Annotated in this window: 17 protein-coding genes; 13 read left to right on the top strand and 4 right to left on the bottom strand. The window is 62.7% G+C overall.

Translation table 11 applies throughout. The features are described from left to right. The first annotated feature begins 20 nt into the window (after positions 1-20). Positions 21-1,070: a MucR family transcriptional regulator gene (locus PP1Y_RS02735; RefSeq protein WP_041558514.1), complete on the top strand. Its 1,050-nt coding sequence runs from the start codon at positions 21-23 to the stop codon at positions 1,068-1,070. A gap of 123 nt (positions 1,071-1,193) precedes the next feature. Here the strand turns inward: PP1Y_RS02735 and PP1Y_RS02740 are convergent, their stop codons facing one another. Together PP1Y_RS02740 and PP1Y_RS02745 are read right to left on the bottom strand one after the other, a co-directional pair. Then, the gene (locus tag PP1Y_RS02740; RefSeq protein WP_013836581.1) at positions 1,194-2,519 is read right to left on the bottom strand and encodes an amidohydrolase; all 1,326 of its coding nucleotides are present in this window, start codon (positions 2,517-2,519) and stop codon (positions 1,194-1,196) included. 13 nt (positions 2,520-2,532) lie between these two features. Beyond that, the gene (locus PP1Y_RS02745; protein ID WP_013836582.1) at positions 2,533-3,855 is read right to left on the bottom strand and encodes a TonB-dependent receptor; all 1,323 of its coding nucleotides are present in this window, start codon (positions 3,853-3,855) and stop codon (positions 2,533-2,535) included. Between the two features lie 146 nt (positions 3,856-4,001). On the opposite strand from PP1Y_RS02745, the gene istA reads away from it, so the two are divergent. Beyond that, positions 4,002-5,507: an IS21 family transposase gene (gene istA / locus PP1Y_RS02750; RefSeq protein WP_013832220.1), complete on the top strand. Its 1,506-nt coding sequence runs from the start codon at positions 4,002-4,004 to the stop codon at positions 5,505-5,507. Further along, on the top strand, positions 5,504-6,373 hold the full coding sequence (istB, locus tag PP1Y_RS02755; protein ID WP_013832221.1) for an IS21-like element helper ATPase IstB: 870 nt from the start codon (positions 5,504-5,506) through the stop codon (positions 6,371-6,373). Before istA ends, istB begins: the two co-directional genes overlap by 4 nt. A gap of 25 nt (positions 6,374-6,398) precedes the next feature. On the opposite strand, the gene PP1Y_RS02760 is transcribed toward istB, so the two are convergent. Both PP1Y_RS02760 and PP1Y_RS02765 read right to left on the bottom strand, forming a co-directional pair. Beyond that, positions 6,399-7,454: a TonB-dependent receptor gene (locus PP1Y_RS02760; RefSeq protein ID WP_013836583.1), complete on the bottom strand. Its 1,056-nt coding sequence runs from the start codon at positions 7,452-7,454 to the stop codon at positions 6,399-6,401. A 345-nt stretch (positions 7,455-7,799) separates the two neighbouring features. Continuing rightward, positions 7,800-10,316, bottom strand: coding sequence for a TonB-dependent receptor domain-containing protein (locus PP1Y_RS02765; protein ID WP_013836584.1), 2,517 nt, complete (start codon positions 10,314-10,316; stop codon positions 7,800-7,802). 113 nt (positions 10,317-10,429) lie between these two features. Here PP1Y_RS02765 and PP1Y_RS02770 point away from each other — a divergent pair, with 113 nt between their 5' ends. From PP1Y_RS02770 to PP1Y_RS02815, 10 genes are all read left to right on the top strand, one after another. After that, a complete protein-coding gene (locus PP1Y_RS02770; protein ID WP_013836585.1) occupies positions 10,430-10,930 on the top strand; it encodes an RNA polymerase sigma factor in 501 nt (166 codons plus the stop codon). Positions 10,931-10,952: 22 nt separating this feature from the next. Beyond that, positions 10,953-11,915 carry a FecR family protein gene (locus tag PP1Y_RS02775; protein ID WP_013836586.1) on the top strand — a complete coding sequence of 321 codons (963 nt, stop codon included), beginning with the start codon at positions 10,953-10,955 and terminating at the stop codon, positions 11,913-11,915. 214 nt (positions 11,916-12,129) lie between these two features. Continuing rightward, positions 12,130-12,882, top strand: a complete 753-nt coding sequence (locus PP1Y_RS02780) for a DUF4198 domain-containing protein (protein WP_041558269.1) — start codon at positions 12,130-12,132, stop codon at positions 12,880-12,882. 58 nt (positions 12,883-12,940) lie between these two features. Then, positions 12,941-13,339 carry a hypothetical protein gene (locus tag PP1Y_RS02785; RefSeq protein WP_013836588.1) on the top strand — a complete coding sequence of 133 codons (399 nt, stop codon included), beginning with the start codon at positions 12,941-12,943 and terminating at the stop codon, positions 13,337-13,339. Between the two features lie 5 nt (positions 13,340-13,344). Continuing rightward, positions 13,345-14,079 (top strand): HupE/UreJ family protein, encoded by a 735-nt coding sequence (locus PP1Y_RS02790; RefSeq protein ID WP_041558272.1) that lies wholly within the window; start codon positions 13,345-13,347, stop codon positions 14,077-14,079. Position 14,080: 1 nt separating this feature from the next. Next, positions 14,081-14,692: a hypothetical protein gene (locus PP1Y_RS02795; RefSeq protein WP_013836590.1), complete on the top strand. Its 612-nt coding sequence runs from the start codon at positions 14,081-14,083 to the stop codon at positions 14,690-14,692. Between the two features lie 516 nt (positions 14,693-15,208). After that, positions 15,209-17,362: a TonB-dependent siderophore receptor gene (locus PP1Y_RS02800; RefSeq protein ID WP_013836591.1), complete on the top strand. Its 2,154-nt coding sequence runs from the start codon at positions 15,209-15,211 to the stop codon at positions 17,360-17,362. Positions 17,363-17,435: 73 nt separating this feature from the next. Continuing rightward, a complete protein-coding gene (locus PP1Y_RS02805) occupies positions 17,436-18,491 on the top strand; it encodes a PepSY domain-containing protein (RefSeq protein ID WP_013836592.1) in 1,056 nt (351 codons plus the stop codon). Beyond that, positions 18,488-19,417 (top strand): glyoxylate/hydroxypyruvate reductase A, encoded by a 930-nt coding sequence (locus PP1Y_RS02810; RefSeq protein WP_013836593.1) that lies wholly within the window; start codon positions 18,488-18,490, stop codon positions 19,415-19,417. The genes PP1Y_RS02805 and PP1Y_RS02810 overlap by 4 nt, the downstream gene beginning before the upstream one ends. A 154-nt stretch (positions 19,418-19,571) precedes the next feature. Then, positions 19,572-20,264, top strand: a complete 693-nt coding sequence (locus tag PP1Y_RS02815) for a haloacid dehalogenase type II (RefSeq protein WP_013836594.1) — start codon at positions 19,572-19,574, stop codon at positions 20,262-20,264. Positions 20,265-20,286: the final 22 nt, after the last annotated feature.

The raw sequence follows: 20,286 nt of genomic DNA on the forward strand, positions 1-20,286 counted from the left end.
TACTTTCAAGTTGGATGGATATGGCAGATTTCGACGCACGTCAGGCTTCGCTGGACCTTGTCACAGCCTTTGTGAACAACAACAAGCTGAACGCCTCTCAGCTCCCTTCGCTGCTCAGCGATGTATTCAAGGCCGTTTCGGAATTCGGTGAAGATGCGCCGATGCCCGCGCTGGCGAAAGTCGAGGAAAAGGCGCCCACCAAGCCCGCCGCTGCGAAACCAGCGCCAGCACCGAAGGCGGAGCAGCCGGCTGCCAAGGCAGAAACCGCTGAAGCACCCAAGCCTGCCGCTGCAGTAAAGCCAGCGGTTTCCGCCAAGGAATCGCACAGCGACCCGAACTTCATCGTATCACTCATCACCGGTGAGAAGTTCAAGACGCTCAAGCGTCACCTTCGCAAGCACGGCCTGACCGAAGCCGAATACAAGACGCGCTACGACCTGCCCGCCGACTACCCCATCGTGGCAAGAGCCTATTCGGAACTGCGCCGCAAGGTCGCCAAGAACATCGACCGTAGCGGCCAGGACACGGCCGTTCCTGCGGCCAAGGAAGCCGCACCGGCGACGGCCAAGACGAAGGCCCCTGCAAAGGCTCCGGCGCAGGCGAAGCCTTCCGCAGCCAAGAAGACCGCAAGCAAGCCCAAGGTTGCTGCGAAGTCGACCGCGGCCAAGAGCGCCACGGCTGCAAAGGCTAAGAGCGCCCCCGCCGCGAAGGCAGCCGATACGGCCGCCAAGCCGGCAGCTGCCGCGCCTGAGGCCAAGAAAGACGCAGCTCCTGCCGCAGCGAAGGCCGCGCCCGCCAAGAAGGCGACCAAGGCCCCCGCAAAGAGCCGTGCAAAGAAGGCTCCCGCTGCCAAGAAGGCAGCGACCGCCAAGACCCCTGCGGCCCAGGACAGCAAGAAGGACGCAGGCGCGGCCGCGTCAGCTCCGGCTGCAATGCCAGCTCCCGCGGCCAACGCGGCAAGCCCGGCCCCCGAAAGCAAGAGTGCTGCTGCGCCTTCGACTGCCGACAGCACCGCCAGCTCGAAGCCGGCCCGCAAGGACCGCCCGAAGCTTTCGCCGGTCTTCAAGTAATACGGTAAGGCGCCTGACAGGCGCAGCCATTGAACAAGAAAGCCCCGCATGTCACTGCGACATGCGGGGCTTTTTCATGCAAGGGCCACATTGGGGGACCGCAGAAGCGGTCCCCATTCAGGCTTAGTCGGTGCCTGCCACCGTCAGCACTGCCAGCGAAAGCGCCTGCGCGCCTGCGCGAATTGCCGGTTCGGGGTCGGGTGCAAAGAATGGCGAGTGGTTCACCGGCGGCCTTTCACCCTTCTTGACGTATCCCGCCAGGACATCCGCATCGACGCCGCCGATGCCCACGAAGACGGACGGCACGCCTGCGGTCACGAACTCCGAATAGTCTTCGCTCCCAGAACCTGCGGGCTTGTCTTCCGATTCTACCGTGACTTTCCCGCTGACGGCCTCCTTGACCACGGCCGCGACCGAGTCCGCCAGCTTCGGATCGTTATAAAGTGCCGCGGTGCCATAAAGGTAATCGATCTGCGGTTCGGGCGCGCCGGCCATGGCAGACACGGCATCGGCCGTCTTCTTGACGCCGTCCATGAGCTGTTGCCGCACCTCCGGATCGTGCGAACGCAAGGTAAGCTGCAGAACCGAGGTGTCGGGGATGATATTGGGCGCCGTGCCTGCATGGAAACTGCCGACGGTAATGACGCCGAACTTCCCGGGATCGACTTCCCGGCTGCGGATCGACTGCACGTCGCTCACGAAGTGCCCGCCCATTACGATCGGATCGATGCTCGAAGCGGGCATCGATCCATGGGCGCCCTTGCCCTTGAAGGTAATACGCAATTGGTCGGAAGCCGAAGAAGAGGTGCCTTCCTTGAAACGCACATTGCCGGAAGCCTCAGGGCTGACATGGGCCGCGAACCCATAGTCGGGTTTGGGAAAGCGCGTGAACAGCCCATCATCGAGCATGGCCTTCGCCCCGCTGACGGTTTCTTCGGCTGGCTGGCCGATGAACATCAGCGTGCCGTGCCAGCGGTCCTTCATCGCCAGCAGGGCCTCGGCCGTGGCCACCCACCAGGTCATGTGGATGTCATGCCCGCAGGCATGCATCGTGGGCGTGACCTTTCCGTCGATTTCCTGCGTGTAATGACTGGCATAAGGCAGCCCGGTCTTTTCCAGAACCGGCAGACCGTCAAGTTCGGTGCGCACGAGTACGGTGGGACCGTCACCGTTGCGATAAATCGCAACGATGCCGGTGCCGCCGACCTTCTCGGTCACGGTAAAGCCGAGCTTGCGCATCCTTGCGGCCAGCAAGGCCGCCGTGCGCGTTTCCTGAAAGGCAACTTCAGGATGCGCGTGGATGTCCTCATAAAGCGCCTGAAGCTGCGGGTAGTTCTTGTCGAGCACGGCATCGATCCGCGCGAGGTCTGCCTTGGGGTCGGGCACAGCCGCAACCGCCGGAGAGGCAGCCAGTCCTGCCAGAAGCAGCAAGAGTGGTGACTTCTTCATCGGTTGGGTCTCCTTACATTGCAAAGTGGAAATTGACGCCGAACGTGCGCGGCTGGATCGAGAAGGTCAGGTTGCTGTAGCCAAAGCCGTTGGTCTGGCTGACGTTGCCCACCGTATCGGTGACGTTGTTGACGTAGACAGCCATGCCCCAGGTCTCATTCTCGACACCTGCCCTGAGATTCAGGGTTGCGTAATCGCCGTAGTAGGTGAGGTAAGGATCGGTCCGGCTGACATTCGACTTCATCTTGCCGGTGTAGGCAAAGTCCGCACGCAGCAGGCCATCGAAGCGATCGCTGAGCGCCCACTTGTAGGCGGCGGAGGCAGCGCCGCTCCACTTCGGGCTGTTGGACAGGCGATCGCCCTTCTTGCCGCTCGACGCGGTCACGAGGATATCTTCGTTCGCCTGGTCTTCGGTCAGCTTGCCGTCGGTGTAACCGCCTGAAACGGACAGCGAGAGGCCGGACAGGGGACGAACCGTCAGGTCGACTTCACCACCACGGATCCTTGCCGCACCGGCATTGGTGAGGAAGGAATAAAGACCATCGGCCGTACGGGCGCTAAGCTGCATGTTGCTCCAGTCGATCTGGAACACCGCGGCATTGAAGATAACGTCACCGCCCAGCCAGGATGTCTTCACACCGGCTTCGTAGTTCCACAGGCTGTCTGCGTCATAAGCGATCAGGTTGTCCGGCAGGATCGGAATGTTGTTCGCGCCGCCGGGACGAAAGCCCTTTGCCGCCGAGGCATAGGCCATGAAATCCGGGGTGAAATTGTAACTGATATTGAACTTCTGGATCAGGCCGTTGGCGCTGGCCTTCTCCCGGGAATAATCGGCAAGAACGCTCCCCGTCAGCGGGCTGGCGAGCGTTGCCTCGCCACCGGTCGTCTTCGTGTAGTCGTAATAGCGCAGGCCGCCGGTCAGGCTGAGCTTGTCGGTCGGGTGCAGGGTGACTTCGCCGAACCCTGCCAACTGCCGGACTTTCGTTTCTACGTATCGATAGCTCAGGTTCCGAAGCGGATCGGGTACCGACCCGTCGACCGGGCTCACGCTGGTCGTGTTGCTGTCGATGTGATCCTTGCGATGCTCGTAATAACCGCCGATCGTCCAGTCGATGAAGTTGGTGCCGTTGGACGCCAGCCGCACTTCGTAGTTCTGCGACTTGAGCCAAGCCGGCTGATACCCGATCGCAGGCAGGACAGAGGAGGCATAATCGCTGAAGTCGCTCTGCTGATCCGCCGAGCAGGCGGCGCTCTGCCCATAGTATGCGCTGCAAGTGCTGGGCAGCGATCCAAGCGCTGCCTGTCGCGCGACGATCAGGGTGAGAAAGCGCGACAATCAAGATGAGAATCCGGTGTGTCGGGATCGGCGGAGGGCGTAGCCCGTAGCCGGTCCCGACACACCGGAGGCGCTCTTTGCGGGGTGCCTGTGATGGTCGTGGTGGCCGCTATGCATCGGGTTTTCCGGGGAGGAGGACCTGGCGTGTGGCCGGCCGACACATCAACGATCATCAGGTGAGACTTTTCATGACCAACAGACGTAATAACCCCGTCGCTCTGGCGGCGGCGAAGGCCGGGTTCAGCCCGGCGACGGGCTATCGGGTTTTGCAGGACGCCCGGTTGCCATCACAGCGGCAAACACCGCGCAGCCGGCGCCGGCCCGATCCCCTTGCCGGTATCTTCGATGAAGTGGTGGTGCCGATGCTGGAGGCTGCTCCCGGCCTTCGGCCCATAGCGATCTTCGAGGAACTGCGGCGCCGATATCCCGAGACCGTGTTCGGCTCCCGGCGAACCCTGGAGCGGCGCATTCGCGACTGGCGCGCCATGAACGGGCAAGATCGCGAAGTCATTTTCCGGCAAGTGCACGAGGCGGGGCGGCTCGGCCTGTCCGATTTTACGTGCATGGACGATCTGGCAGTTTCGATCGCCGGACAGCCGCTGGACCACCTGCTCTATCACTTCCGGCTGCCTTGCGGCGGCTTCGAGCACGGACACGTCATCCTGGGCGGCGAGAGTTTCGTTGCCTTGGCCGAAGGGCTGCAGAACGCGCTCTGGTCCGCAGGCGGTGCGCCGAAGCTTCATCGCACCGATAGCCTGTCAGCCGCCTTCCGCAATCTGGACGCCGATGCCAAGATCGACCTGACCAGGCGCTATGACGCGCTCTGTGCCCATTATGGAATGGAGCCCACGAGGAACAACCGGGGCATTGCCCATGAGAACGGCGCGATCGAGAGTGCCCATGGCCATATCAAGGCTGCCGTGAAGGATGCGCTGCTGCTGCGCGGTAGCGGCGACTTCGCCGACCTTGCCGACTATCGCCGCTTCATCGACGAGGTCGTAAATGCGCGCAACCGGCGGCACGGCCCCGGGATCGATGCCGAACGCAAGTTCCTGCAGCCGCTGCCGGACGTGCGCACCACCGACTACGAGGAGATCCTCGTGACGGTCACGTCCTCGGGCGGCTTCACGCTGCGCAAGGTGTTCTACACGGTCCCATCCCGCCTGATCGGGCACCGTTTGCGGGTCCGCCTGTATGATGACCGCCTCGACGTCTTCATCGGCGGCACGAGGCTCATGACCCTGCCGCGCGGCCGCGCGGGCATGAACGGGAAGCACGGCCACGTCGTCGATTACCGCCACGTGATCCATTCCCTGCGCCGCAAACCCATGGCGCTGCTGGGCCTGGTCTATCGCGACAGCCTGTTCCCGCGAGATGCCTATCGCCTGATGTTCGACCACTTGCTGGAAGTTCAAGGCGAGCGGGAGGCATGCCGCACTACCGTCGCACTTCTGGCCATGGCCCACGAACGCGCCTGCGAGGCCGAGCTCGCCGCGCTCCTGACCGAGGATCTGACCGCGCGCCGAACACCGTGCCTGACAACCTTGCGGGCCCGGTTTAGTCCGGACCCTGCCGATCTGCCCGAAGTCGTGGTCCAACTGGTGCCGCTCTCGATCTACGACGGACTGATCGAACAGGGAGAAGCCGCATGAACGCAGCTCCCATGATCGATGCACAGCGCCTCAGCCTCATGCTCAACGAGCTGCGCCTGCCCACCATCAAGCACATCTGGGGGGACTTTGCCGCCCAGGCGGACAAGGAAGGGTGGCCGGCCAGCAGGTTCCTCGCCGCGCTCGCCGAACACGAACTCGCCGAACGAGATCGCCGCCGGATCGAGCGTCATCTGGCAGAGGCCCATCTGCCCGCGGGCAAGACCCTGGACTGCTTCGCCTTCGATGCCGTGCCGATGATCTCCAAGGCTCAGGTCATGGCCCTGTGCGCCGGCGATGGCTGGCTCGAGCAAGGCGCCAACCTCATCCTGTTCGGTCCGCCCGGCGGCGGCAAAACCCATCTTGCCGCGGCAATCGGCCTCGCACTGGTGGAACGGGGCTGGAGGGTTCTGTTCACCCGAACTTCCGACCTCGTGCAACGCCTGCAGGTCGCGCGGCGCGAACTCGCACTTGAATCCGCCATGGCCAGGCTCGACAAATACCACCTGCTCATTCTCGACGACTTCGCCTACGTCTCGCGCGATCAGGCCGAGACGTCGGTGCTCTTCGAGCTGATCAGCGCACGCTACGAGCGACGGTCGTTGCTGATCACCGCCAACCAGCCCTTCGGCGAATGGAACAGGGTCTTCCCCGATCCCGCGATGACGCTCGCCGCCGTGGACAGGCTCGTGCACCATGCCACCATCTTCGAGATGAACGTCGAAAGTTACCGGCGGCGCACCGCACAGGCCAGGCGCACCGGTGCCGGGCGCCCCGCCGCCTACACCACGCCAAAGGTCCTCGAGACCATCCGCGACAATCAGGATGAGAACGACGACCTTGCCAGCGACAATCAAAACAGGCACTGATCGACGCGCCGCGACAATCACATTCTCATCCTGATTGACGCGCAATCCTCATCCAGTTTGTCGCGCTACACGCTGCCACTGCAGGCGTGAAGTCGACGGCGCGCACGATGTTGAACTTGTAGTAAGTACCCGTGGCGGTCAGCGTGGCGAAGCCGAAATCCTGGTCCGCCTTGAGATTGTAGAGCTGCATCTCGCTGCGGAAGGGCAGGCGGACGCGCGAGTCCGTCTTGTAGCGACCGACTTGCGGATACCAGCCCTGCAGATCGTCGGCCTTGGACTTTTCGTAGATGGCAGTAGCCGTGACTGTCGTGTCCGGACCGGGCTCGTAGCCGATCAGTGCGCGAACGCCCCGCGCCGTGTTGTCGTTGATGTTCTTGTCGCCGTAACGGACATTGTCGATGAAGCCCGGCTTCTTCTGGTAGTAGCCGACAAGACGAACCGCGAGCTTATCTTCCACAATGGGTATGTTGACCATGGCCTTGGCGCCATATCCGGTACCACCGCCATCGATCGCCGAGGCTTCGGCCTCTGCAGCCGTTTCGTAGGTCGACGCATCCGGCTTCTTGAAGATGATGCGCAAGGTGCCTGCCATCGAGCTTGCGCCATAAAGCGTGCCCTGCGGACCGCGCAAAACTTCCACTCGCTCGACATCGAACAGGTTGAGGTTGGCCGCTACCGAGCCCGGGTCCTGTGTCGTGCCGCTCGGCCCGGTGACCGGCGTCTCGTCGTAGTACAGGCCCACGGTGGCTTCACCGGCCGCGTTGACGCCGCGGATGCTGATGCGGCTGCTGCCGATCTGACCCTGCGTGACGTTGAGGTTGGGCACCTGGCGGAAATAGCCGGAAAGATCGCTGGACCCCATGTCGCGCAGCGTATCGCCGCTCAGCGCCGCAATGCTGATCGGGGTCTCCTGCAGGGTGGAATCGCGCCGCAGGGCGGTCACCACGATGTCGCCCGAGGCAAGGACACCCTCGTTTGCGCTTTCGCTGGTGGCGGCAGCATCGCTGGTCTGGGCCATCGACGTGAGCGGGAATGCGGATACAGCGGCCAGAAGCGCGGCCATGGTGATCGAAGACTTCATGTGCAAAGATACCCCCCTTGGTACAGGACGTTTTTGGTTGGCGATAAGCCAGCCTCCCCTGCGATCCTTCCCTGGCGACGATTTTGTTTTTGATCGGGATGAATGGGATGCGGCGCAGCCCGGTTCCGGACGAACGTTACGGCAGACAGGCCATGACCGGACGAAGGTCCGCCAATACCGCCTGCACTGCCGTTCGTTCCGGTCACAAAGCCACGCCCCACCTTGCCCCCGCGAGTGCGACCCGAAGGGCGTTCACAGAGGAAGACGCAGCGCCGAAGCGAGTCCGCACCGAATTATGAAAGTTTTTTTGCAGTGCAGCAGATTGCGATAGATCGCGCCTGAGAATCAGAAGCTTGCGTTGAAGCCGATCGAGACGGTGCGGGGACGGACCCGCGTGATCGTCCGGGGCGCGATCAGGAGATTGGAAGCGTAGATACGATCCTGGCTTCCCGTCAGATTGGTCACCCCTACAGTCACCGAATGCGCCGATCCCTGCAGGATTGCGCGCATGTCGATCGATCCGGCGCTGCCGATGCGCATCGTCCGGTCGTCAGCGCGGTGGGTCATCGAATAGTGGCGGCTGCTGAAATGGCCGTAGAGGGCCAGCTTGAACGCGAGGTCGCCGCCGACATCCCAGCGGCTCGTCAGGACACCGCTTGCAATGAACGGGGGAACGAGGCCCAGGCGATCGCCCGCACGGCCGGTGGCCTGCGCGATCTCACTTACCTGATCGGACGTCAGGCGGGGATCGAGGTAGGTCGCCTGCACATTCGCCTCGAAGTGCCCACCGGCCCGGGCTTTCAGTCCCAGTTCGACCCCGTCGATACGCGCACTTCCCAGGTTGCTGATGATGCCGAAGGCGCCGTTGTTCGTGATGGCCGAGACTTCCATGTCCGACCAGACCTGGCGGAACGCAGCGCCGCTGAGCTGGATCGCATCGCGCGCCAGCGACACGCGCCAGCCTACTTCCCGACTGACGAGGCGATCGCCAAGGTATACCGCAGCGTCGCTCGGCAGTCCCGGCACAATGTTGATGCCGCCCGGCCGGAATCCTTGCGCCAGCTCACCGTAGATCAGCCAATCCGTCCGAGGATAGAAGTCGAAGCGAATGCGTCCCACCGTGCCCCGCACCGAGTACACGTACGATTGCATGCCTTCGCTGCCGTAGACCTCTGTCGCGGGATTGCGCAGGACGCTCTCTCCGCTTGCCGAGCGACGATACCGAAAAATGCGCCCACCCGCGGTGACATGAAGGCGCTCCAGCGCATTCCATGTCACATCGCCGAACGCCGCCACCTGATTGAGGGACCCTGCAAACCACCGCTGGCTCAACAGGGGAGCGGTGGCATCAATCATCCCCCGCTCGTCCGTACGGCGAGTCAGGCTCTCCCCTTTGTCGGTGCGGCGATTGAAGAAAAAGCCGGTCGTCCAGTTCAGTGCACCCCGTCCGGACAGGCGCAATTCGGCCGAGGTGCTGCTGACACGCAGAGGCTGATCGAGCACGGCTGGCGTCGCGGAATTCAGATAGCTGCCGAATTGCGTGAGTTCGGCCGCTGTACATCCCGATGCCGCAGGCCTGTCGAAATAGCCGGCGCAGGCCTGCGGGTCGCCGCGCAGATCTTCGAGGACGGCGGTGAAATCGAAACTCCGGCGAGGCAGCCAACGGTAGCGCGAAGCCGAAAGTTCAACATCGGTCGTGCCAAGCGCGCCACGAACGACGGCGGAAGCCATCCAGAACCGGCTTGAAAAAGGCAGGCGAACGGCGCGGTTGGTTCGGTTCCTGCCCACGTCACCGCTGCCGCTTCCGAAATCGTCATACACGGTCTTCTGATAGGCACCTTCGATCGCGAGCGACCAGTCCGGGTCGGGTTCCCACTTCACAGCCAGACGCGCACCCGCGTCGTCCCTCTTGCCGATGTTGACCAGACCGAGCGCCACATTGTCGACAAAGCCCGCCTCGCGCCGGCGATAGGTGACTGCACGCAGGGCCGCGCGTCCAGGCACGAGTGGGAGATTGATCGCCGACGAAGCGTCGAAACCAACTCCGCCACCCTTCGTGGAGGAGACGGAGCCATCGACATCGACGGAATAGGCATCGAGATCGGGCTGGCGAAAGAGCACACGCATGGTGCCTGCCAGCGATCCGGCGCCGTACAGAGTCCCCTGCGGCCCACGCAGCACCTCGATCCGATCGACGTCGATCAACAGCAGGTTGGGCGTCATCAGGCCAGGATCCGAAGTGGAGCCCGAAGGCCCCAGAACCGGAACATTGCCGTAATAGAGCCCGACGCTAGGTTCGCCTGCACTGATCACACCGCGTAGCGACAGCCGGTCCAGCCCCGCACCTTGCGACGTGATCGTCAGGCTGGGGGCCAACCTTGCAACGTCGGCATTCGTTCTACCCGCCAGTTCACTCCACTCCTGCCCGTCAATCGCAATCATGCTGACCGGAGTGTCCAGCAGGAGCGTTGGTCTTCGCAGTGCGGTTACAATGATGGAAGACGGCGGCGGCACATGGGCAGGTCGCTCGCCGGATGAAACGGAAGCCTCGCCGGGACCTTTGAACTTGGCGACTTCGATGCGCTCTATGATGAAGGTCCGTGGCGCGATGCGCCTTGCGCGCAGGCCCGTACCGCGCAGCAATTCGTCAAGCGCGGCCTCGGGATTCCGCGGTTTTCCGGGCTTGGCCACCTGAAGCCCGGACACCGTCTCCGGCCGGAAGAGGATCGAGAGATGGCCGCGCCGGGCGAGAGATTGCAGGGCCTCGGCGAGGGAAGCCCGACCGGTCGCAGCAAGCGCCGGGGGCACGGCGAAAGTGGAACAGGTCCATGCCAGGAAAACGATCAGGGCCTGCCGCGCCATTACCAAGGGCCAAATCTCTTGCGTGTTTCCTGAAATGCGAAAGTTTGATTACTCTAGCCTGATTCGCCGACCGTGATAGTCGGCCGAAAGCCTTTTTCACACCTGGGTCCCGGATGAGCGAGCCGAACAAACTGCACGACGCAATCTTTCCGCACCTGCCCGTGCTGCGACAATGGTTGCTGCGTCGCCTCGATCGCAAGGAGGACGTAGACGATGTCGTACAGGACGTATGGATGCGGCTGTGCCGGCTGCCGGACCAGGGGGTCATCGACAATCCGCGCGCCTATCTGTTTCGTACCGCAGGCAGCGTCGTGACCGACCGCTTTCGCCGCGGCGCGGTGCGAGCCGCCAATCGCCACGAGGAATTGACGGAAATTCGGCACCCCGTTGAGGAAATTACGCCCGAGCGCGTCTTGATGGGAAAGAATGAGATAGAAAGGGTCGTGGCACGCATCGGCATGTTGCCGGAGCGCACGCGCGATATCTTCGTGTTGAGCAGGTTCGAGAATCTAAATAACAAGCAGATCGCTGCCGCAATGGGCATTTCGGTAAGTGCGATCGAAAAGCATATGATGAAGGCAATGCGCGCATTGCTGGAGGAGAGCGATGACTGATCCGCATTCAAGGAGCGGCGGCATGAGCGACGAGGAACTGGCCGCCTTCCTGCGCGACGCGTCGGGCGAGGCACGATCTTCCGGCGAAAGCCGGCAAGCGCTGCAGGAAGCCGAAGACCTCTGGAACTCGCTTGACACGGTTAGGGACGATCCGCGCATCCTTGCCATGCGATCGGCTGCACGCGCGCGCCTCGCTGCCAATGACGGCGCCGAGGATGGCGAAAATATGCGCTTCGGCGGAGCGAAGCAGCGCTCGCCGCGTCCCACGCTCGCACCGTGGGCCGCCATCGCTGCCTGCCTGCTCATCGTCGTCGGCCTTGGCAGCTATATCTGGACGGACCGCCCCGGCCTGACCGCTTCCCAGGCCGTGCAGGTCCTTGCGAACGGCCGAGAGGCGCCCCGCACCTATCGGCTTGCCGATGGCTCGAGCGTTACGCTCGACGCGGCCTCGCGCGTGGAAGTCGCGCTGTCGGATGATGCACGGCGCCTCACCTTGGAACAGGGCCGTGCCTTCTTCGACGTCGCGCATGACGCGGACCGCCCTTTCATCGTTACTTCGGGCGATAGCAGCGTGACCGCGCTGGGAACCCGTTTCATGGTGTCGCAGCAGCCCGACGATCCGCTCGTGATGCTAGCGCAGGGCAAGGTGCGGGTGGCCGACGCGGTTCAGACGGCCGAGCTCGTACCCGGAGAAGAACTGTCCCGCGACGCAGGCGGCAGCTTCGTCATTGCCAGAAGCGATCCTGCCGGCGCCAGCCAGTGGACAACGGGGGCCGTCAGCTTCGATGCCGAGCCGGTCTCGCAAGTGCTGAAAAAGCTCAACCCCTACCTGGCCCGGCCGCTCGTCCTCGATAACCCCGCCGATACGCAAGCACGGGTCAGCGGCACATTCCAGCTTGGCAACGACAGGGACATCCGCACTGGACTGGAAGCCATGGGTATTGCCGTAACCCAAGGGCAGGCACCTGTAGCCGGCCGGCGATAATCCTCTCAAAGTCAGGAAACCCAGACTTTGCGAGCGCCTGTGCAGGGTGCTGGACCGCTGTATATTCGCGCAGCAGTCAATAATGCTCGCAGAACGCAATGCTGCCGCCCGGCTGGCTAATTCGCAATTTGCTCCCGATCCACCCCTCGCAAAAAGCAATATCTTGCGCTGGCATCACCACATGCTGTGCTCACGAAAACCGAGGAGAAGATCATTGCCGCGTCGTTCGCCCTTCCTGCTCGCATCCACTTTTGCCTCCGCTCTCGCGCTGGGATTTACTTCCATCGCGCCCGCCGATGCCCATGCCATCTGGTTCGCGCAGCGCGCCAAGCAGCTTGCCTTGATCTACGGCGTGGGTGCCGACGATCTCGATGCCGTCGGCCGCATGAAGCATCTCACTCTCGTGAAGGGCTATGACGAAGACTGGCAACCGGTCGAGACCTCCCTGCGAGAAGCCGGCATCGTGCCTATCGTCGACAGCGACGAACCGATTGCAGCGATGACCGCAGTCATGGACTATGGCGTGTGGACCAAGGACAAAGCCGGGAGCTGGCACAACACGACGAAGGATGAAGTCGCGGACGTGGCGTTGTCCGAACACAACTGGAAGTACGCTCTCCACTTCGAGAAACTTCCGAAGAAGGAAGTGCCGCTTTTCGAAGGCCTCGTGCTCCAGCTCGTGCCGGTCGGCCCGATCCCCGAAGACAAGGGCAAGCCGCTCAAGGTTCGCGCCTATCTCAATGGAAAGCCCATGGCAGGCGTCCAGGTGATGTCCGACTACGTCAACGATCCCGACCAGATCCCGGTCAAGACCGATGCTGACGGTACGGCAACGATCACCTTGCGCAACCAGGGCCTCAACGTGCTGATGGGCATCTACGTCGGGCCTTCGGACCAGCCGACGAAGTACGACCAGGTCGAATACCGCTCCTCGCTGTCGTTCGTTCTGCCGCACCTGCCCGAATAATCCGAAAGGCCGGCCGCGATGGCCGGCCTTCGCGAGCCCGATACACGGAGATCCCCCAATGAAGACTTCCGCATTTTCCGCCCTGTTCGCTGCAAGCCTGCTGGCCGCAGCTCCGGCTGCAGTCATCCCGGGCACCGCCTATGCCCATGGCAGCATGAAGCCCCAGCACGGCGGCATGGTCCAGATGTCGGGTGAAACCCTGTTCGAACTGGTCAAGGGCGCCAAGGGCGTCGATGTCTATATCAGTGAGGAAGACGAACCCCTGCCCGCCAGCGAATTCAGCGCCAAGCTGATCGTGACGAGTGCCTCGGGCGCCAAGGCCACTACCGCAATGAATGCAGCCAAGGCCAACCGTTTTGCAGCGCCCGGCGTCAAACTTCAGGCCGGGTCCAAGGTCGTCGTCTCGCTGGTCGAGAAGAGCAGCGGCACGAAGACTTTCGCGACCTTCAAGCTCTGACGCAAATGCAGACGGCCACCCTCGCAGCGTCCCGCCGCCTTGCCGCGGCCGGACGCGCGCTGACAGCCACCTGCACGCTTCTGGCAGCGCTGGCGATCGCCGCCTCGGCCCAGGCCCACGGAGTGGGAGAAGCGGACAAGGCCTTCATCGAGGGCAGTTCGGGCATCGCCATCCTGCCTTACATGTACCTCGGCGCGAAGCACATGGTCACGGGTTACGACCATCTGCTCTTCCTCGCCGGAGTCATCTTTTTCCTCTACCGGATGAAGGACATCGGGACTTACGTCACGCTGTTCGCGATCGGGCACAGCACGACGCTGCTGGTCGGTACGATCTTCGACATTCGCGCCAATCCCTACATCGTCGATGCCATCATCGGGCTGTCCGTCGCCTACAAGGCAATCGACAACCTCGACGGCTTTCGCACGATGTTCGGCTGGGCGCCCAATCCCCGTGCCGCGGTATTCGTCTTCGGCCTGTTTCATGGCTTCGGCCTTGCAACCAAGCTCCAGGATCTGACGCTCTCGCCCGAGGGCATGATCCCTAACCTCCTCTCGTTCAACGTCGGCGTCGAACTTGGGCAGTTCATGGCCTTGGGCCTGATCCTCATCGCCATGAACATCTGGCGACTGAGCGGCAGCTTCCAGCGCAGCGCCATCGCTGCCAACGCGGCGTTGATGTGCGCCGGTTTCGTCCTCGTCGGCTACCAGCTGACCGGTTACTTCACCCAGGGAGCCTGACATGGCCACGACATATCCCGCAGACATCGCCGCGCTTCCACGCAACGTGCAAGCCTCTCCCGCCACGCTTGCCAAGGCCTGCATCGGAGCGGCCGTTGCAGCGGGCGGCGTGCTCACCCTGTTCGTTCTGCCCGCCGAATACGGCATCGATCCGACCGGCATCGGCGCCAGACTGGGCATCTCCGGCATGGCCGTGATGGAAGAAGACGAGGATTCCGCTCCTGTCTCGACTGGGCCGGCCGCATCGCTGGTCACCCCAACCCGCGCTTCGATCGAACGCGCCACCGCCTGGCGCGAAGACGAACTCACCCTTGACCTGCCCCCGCACAGCGGCGCGGAGATCAAGGCCCACATGGTCAAGGGCGACAGCTTCGTCTTCTCCTGGCACTCCACCGGCGGTCCGGTGAAGGTCGACATGCACGGCGAACCGGTCAACGCAGCCGACGACGAATTCACCAGCTACTGGAAGGAACGCCAGAGCGAGGCCGGTCAGGGCGATTTCACCGCAACCTTCGACGGCACGCATGGCTGGTACTGGCGCAACAAGAGCGACACGCCGGTCAAGGTCACCGTGAAGGTCGCAGGCTTCTACAAGGATCTCTTCAAGCCCTGATCCCGCACGAAACATTCCCGAGCCTGAACAAGGGCGAAGCGCTACCATCCGGCGTTTCGCCCTTCTTTTTTGGCCCGTCCAAAACGGAAAGCGGCATAGTAATTCGTGATGCATCCGCGAAAGAGGCCTGCCTGCTGCTCCGATATCGCGAGAACGTCTTTGCTATGCTGCAGTGCAAAAACTCCCTTGTAGGCACCGATTCGTCTGAATTGAGAGCCCTGCCAGGACTGCATTTCGCATCTGCACAATCACTTTCGGGGCGTCGGCAGGTCCTGCCGTTTGTTCGCTGAAGGAGAACACGGCAGAATAATCGGACAATGACCCCAATTCGTCATAATCATCCGCCCGGCCCCCTAGTTACGATTAAAGATTTGTCAGGGTACAGATAGCCTCGATCTTGCAAATAGAAGCGGACAGGTCGCAAAATCCGCAGAATTTCGCGGAGTTTGTACCAAAGAAGATCTGCTCGACTGGAAATTGCAGGACGTGGGAACAACTCAAGTGAGGGGTCACAAGATGAGAATTTTTAATTCCGCAGTTCACGCTTCCCTGTTGGCTGGTACGGCGCTTGTCGCCTTCCCCGCCATCGCCATGGCAGACGAGGCGGCAAACGACACCGAAACCGCCGATACCATTACCGTCGTCGGCCAGCGCCAGCAGTATCGGGGCGACGTTCCGCTCGCAGAGATACCGCAATCGGTCCAGCAGATCGACGGCAAGATGCTCCAGGATCTGAATATAACCCGGCTCGATTCCGCTCTCGATCTGGCCAGCGGCATCTCCCGCCAGAACAACTTCGGCGGACTGTGGGACGCCTTCGCGGTCCGCGGCTTTGCCGGTGATGAGAACTTCCCGAGCGGCTTCCTTGTCAACGGCTTCAACGGCGGACGCGGCTATGGCGGCCCGCGCGATGCCTCGAACATCGAGCGCATCGAAGTCCTCAAGGGTCCGAACGGCGCCGTGTTCGGCCGCGGCGAGCCCGGCGGCACGGTGAATATCATCACCAAGAAGGCCACCCTCGACGACACCTTCGGCAGCTTTGCGGCTTCGGCCGGCAGCTTCTCGACCTACCGCGTCGAAGGCGATTACAACCTTGCCCTGAACGACAAGGTCGCCATCCGGCTCAATGGCGCCGCGCAGGACGCCGGGAGCTTCCGCGACACGATCAATTCGAACAAGATCGTCGCCTCGCCCTCGGTGCTGTTCGAACCCTCATCGTCGACCAGCATCAGCTACGAGATGGAATTCGTTGACCAGGAAGTGCCCTTCGACCGCGGCGTAGTCGCCGTGGACGGCGTGCTTGGCCTGATCCCGCGCTCCACCTTCCTGGGCGAACCCGGCGACGGCCCGACCAAGGTCAAGGTGCTCGGCCACCAGGTCCAGCTTCAGCAGGACCTCGCCAAGGATTGGGTCTTCCTGGCCGGCTTCGGTTACCGCGATACCAGCTTCAAGGGCTATTCGAGCGATGCCGAACTGGCCGGCAGCCGCCAGACGCTCGAGGAAACCGGCAATTACCTTGCCCGCCAGCGCCGCTACCGCGATTACGGCACCACCAACCTGGTGTTCCGCGGCGAGGTTTCCGGCAAGCTCTACACCGGTTCGATCGCGCATCACGTTCTCGTGGGCGCCGACTGGGATCGTTTCAAGATCAATCTGCACCAGCTTCGCTTCCGACCGGGTCCCTATACGGCGGGCGATCCGATCACGGCGGCGAACAACGCCATCGACATCTACAATCCGGTCTATGGCCAGTTGCCGGTTCCGACCGCTGTAATCCAGAACTCCAATGAGACGCAGAAGTCCTGGGGCGTCTACTTCCAGGACCAGATCGACATTACCGATGCCTTCAAGATCCGTGGCGGTGGCCGCTATGACCACTTCCGCCAGCAGATCGTGAATAACATCAACGGTACGACGACCGTCATCATCAAGAAGCGCTTCAGCCCAACCATCGGCGCGCTTTACCAGCTGACGGACACGCTCAGCCTCTACGCCAGCTACGGCACGGGTTTCCGTCCAAACAGCGGCATCGACTTTGCCGGAAACCCGTTCGCCCCGGAAACCAGCAAGTCCTACGAGGCCGGTCTGCGCTTCGTGTCGCCCGATGACATGATTACCGCAACGCTCGCCGCCTATACGATGAAGAAGAACAACATCCTGACGAGCGACCCGATCAATGCCGGGTTCTCGCTCGCAGCCGGCAAGGCGCGCAGCCGGGGTATCGAGGCGGACGTCAATGCCAAGTTGCCCGGCGGCATCAACGTCTACGCGACTTATGCCTATACCGATGCCGAGTGGACGAGCGCGGCTCTGGATGTGAGCTTCGGCCTCAACATCCAGTCGGGCGATCCGCTGATCAACATTCCCAAGCACGCTGCTAACCTGCTCGTGACCAAGGAATTCGATCTCGGCGATGCCGGCGTCGTCACCATCGGCGGCGGCGTCAACTACACCAGCAAGCGCCTTGGCGAGACGGGTGTCGATTTCTACCTGCCCGATTACACGCTGGTGCGCGCCCTTGCGAGCTATGCGCCGAGCGATGGCGTCAAGCTCAGCGTCGATGCCACCAACCTGTTCGACGTGACGTACTACCCAGCCTCCTACCACAGGTACTGGGTATCGCCGGGCCAGCCGCGCACGGTGACTTTCCGGGTTGACTTCTCCTTCTAAGGACGGCCTCCCGACAGCGCGCCCGCCACTCCCTTCCCAGCGGGGAGTGGCGGGCGCTAATTTCAGGACAGCCATGAAACCCGGTACCTTTCTTCGAATTCACCGCTGGATCGCTCTGGCCTTCGCGCCGCTCCTGCTGATCCAGGCCCTTACCGGCACCATGATCCTGTTTCGCGAACCGCTGGCGCAGACACTCGATCCCGGCGCGATGACGCGCCAGAGCAGCCACGACATGCAGCCGGCGCCGCTTTCGCAGCTTCTCGAAGCGGCCGGGGCGCGTTTCCCGACCATGCGGGTCACGCGCCTGTTCATGCCTTCCGGCCCCGATGCAGCCGCCTTTGCCCAGCTAACCGGCGCGCAGGGCGAAGTGCGCTATGCCTCGATCGATCCGGGCAATGCCCGTGTGCTTGCAGCGGGACCGATATGGCGCTTCCCGATCGAAGCTGCCTTGCAGATCCATTATCGCCTGCTGGGCGACTGGCTTGGCATTGCCATTGTCACGCTCAACGGCCTCGCCCTCTTCCTCATCGGGGTGAGCGGTGTAAAGCACTGGTGGCCGGGACGTGGCCGCATAGTCGCCTCGCTCAAGGTGCGCCGCAATCTGCCTTCGCGCATCAAGCTGCGCCTCTATCACCGAAGCGCAGGCGCCATCGCTTCGATCCTGATCCTGTTCAGTGCGACAACGGGTGTCCTGCTTGCCGCCGCCGACCTGCCACTGGGACCTGCTCCTGCTTCTGCCGCTCCGGCGCGGACCATCACTCTGAGCAGCGGCCAGGTCGACAATGCCATTTCCCTGCTTCATGCCCGTTTGCCGGAAGCGCGCATGCGCGACATCCGCATCGGACCTGACGGCACCCTGGCCATCAACCTGCTAGCTCCTGAAGCCGGTCCGCGCGCCGTCGACGTGGTGCAAATCGATGCGACCGGCCCCTCCCTCGACAAAGTTCTGAAATCCGACGATAATCCCGCGCTGTGGCTCACGGTGCTGCCGCTGCACGCCGGAGACAGTTTCGGCCTGCCAGGACGACTGCTGCTCATGGCCGAAGCCCTGGCGCTTATTTTCCTCTGCATCAGCGGACCGCTGCAATGGTGGCGCGCCCGCTCCTCTCGACCGGGAGCCAAGAAATGACCTCGATCCTTCACTGCGGCGACGAAGAGCGCGGCACGCTCTGGCGCGAGATATTCGCGCGCGAGATGCCTGAAGTCGATTTTCGCTGCTGGCCGGAGCTGGGCGATCCGCAAGACATTCGCTTTCTCGTCGCCTGGACGCTGACGCCCGAACTGATCGCGAGCCTGCCGAACCTGGAGATCCTGTTCAGTATCGGCGCGGGCGTCGACCAGCTCGACCTCGAACTCGTACCGCCACATGTGCGTGTCGTTCGCATGATCGAGCCCGGCATTACAGTGACCATGGCGCAATTTATCGTCATGGCGACGCTGGCGCTTCACCGCGACCTGCCGTTCTACGTGGCCGAGCAACGCGCGGGCCGCTGGACCCAGCGCGATGTCCTCCTTTGCTCCGAACGCACGGTCGGCTTCCTCGGCCTCGGCGAACTGGCCCGCGCCTCGATCAAGGCGCTCGCTCCGCTCGACTTCAATCTGCTGGGCTGGAGTCGCAGCGGAGCCGATATCGCGGGTGTCGACACTTATGCCGGAGCAGATGGGCTCGATCCGTTCCTGGCCCGCTGCGACATCCTGGTTTGCCTGCTGCCGCTGACCGACGAAACACGCGGCATTCTGTGCCGCAACCTCTTCGACCGTCTGCCGCGCGGGGCCGCGATCATCAATGCCGCACGCGGTGGCCACCTCGTAGCCGAAGACCTTTGCGCCGCGCTTGACGAGGGACAATTGTCGGCGGCCTTCCTCGATGTGGCCAGCCCGGAACCGCTACCCCAGGACCATCCATTCTATTCGCATCCCGCGATTTTCCTCACTCCCCACGTCGCCGGAGTAACCCGGAGGGAAACGGCCGTGCATTCGCTCATGGGCAATCTGAGGCGCGTGCTTGCGGGCCAGGAACCTGACGGCGAAGTAGACCGCAGCCGCGGATATTGAACCGCAGCATGCTGTGCCGAATTCGCAATGACAAAACAGCAAATCTCACCACTTCTTCCCTGCAATCGGACACAAGTAGCGCAGCGGAAGTGGCCTTATTGACAGCGAGAAGCGCGAGGCATTCGTGGCCCGCGCAAGAGGATCAAGCGACGAAATGACCAGCGCCAGTTCCAGCTTCACCCCCCCCTTCCGGCCCAAGTACATCAGCTTCGATTGCTACGGCACGCTGATCCGCTTTCACATGTCGGAAATGGCCCGTGAGTTCTTCGCCGATCGCATCCCGGCCGAGGCGATGGATCACATGTGCTCCGTTTTCTCGACATACCGCTTCGATGAGACACTTGGGGCCTGGAAGCCTTACCGGGAAGTCATCCGCAACGCCGTGCGCCGCACCGCAAAGAAGTTCGGCGTCGAATACCGCGAAGCTGACGCCGATTCCATTTACGACATGGTGCCCAAGTGGGGTCCGCATCCCGACGTGCCCGGCGGACTTTCCAAGATTGCCGACAAGATCCCGCTCGTCATCCTCTCCAATGCGATGAACGATCAGATCCCGCACAACGTGGCCTTGCTCGGCGCGCCCTTCCACCGTGTCTACACGGCCGAGAGCGCCCAGGCCTACAAGCCGCGCATGCAGGCCTTCGAATACATGTTCGACCAGCTGGGCTGCGGGCCGGAAGTGATGATGCACGTCTCGTCCAGCTTCCGCTACGACCAGAACACGGCGACGGACCTCGGCTTCGGCTGCCGCGTCTTCGTCGGGCGTGGCCACGAGCCGTCGAATGCCAACTATCGCGATGTCGAAATTCCGCACATCGGTTGCCTGCCCGCGGTCGTCGGCCTCTGAGCATCGACGCTGTGATTTTGCC

Source organism: Novosphingobium sp. PP1Y, assembly GCF_000253255.1.
In the GTDB taxonomy this organism is placed as follows: Bacteria; Pseudomonadota; Alphaproteobacteria; order Sphingomonadales; family Sphingomonadaceae; genus Novosphingobium.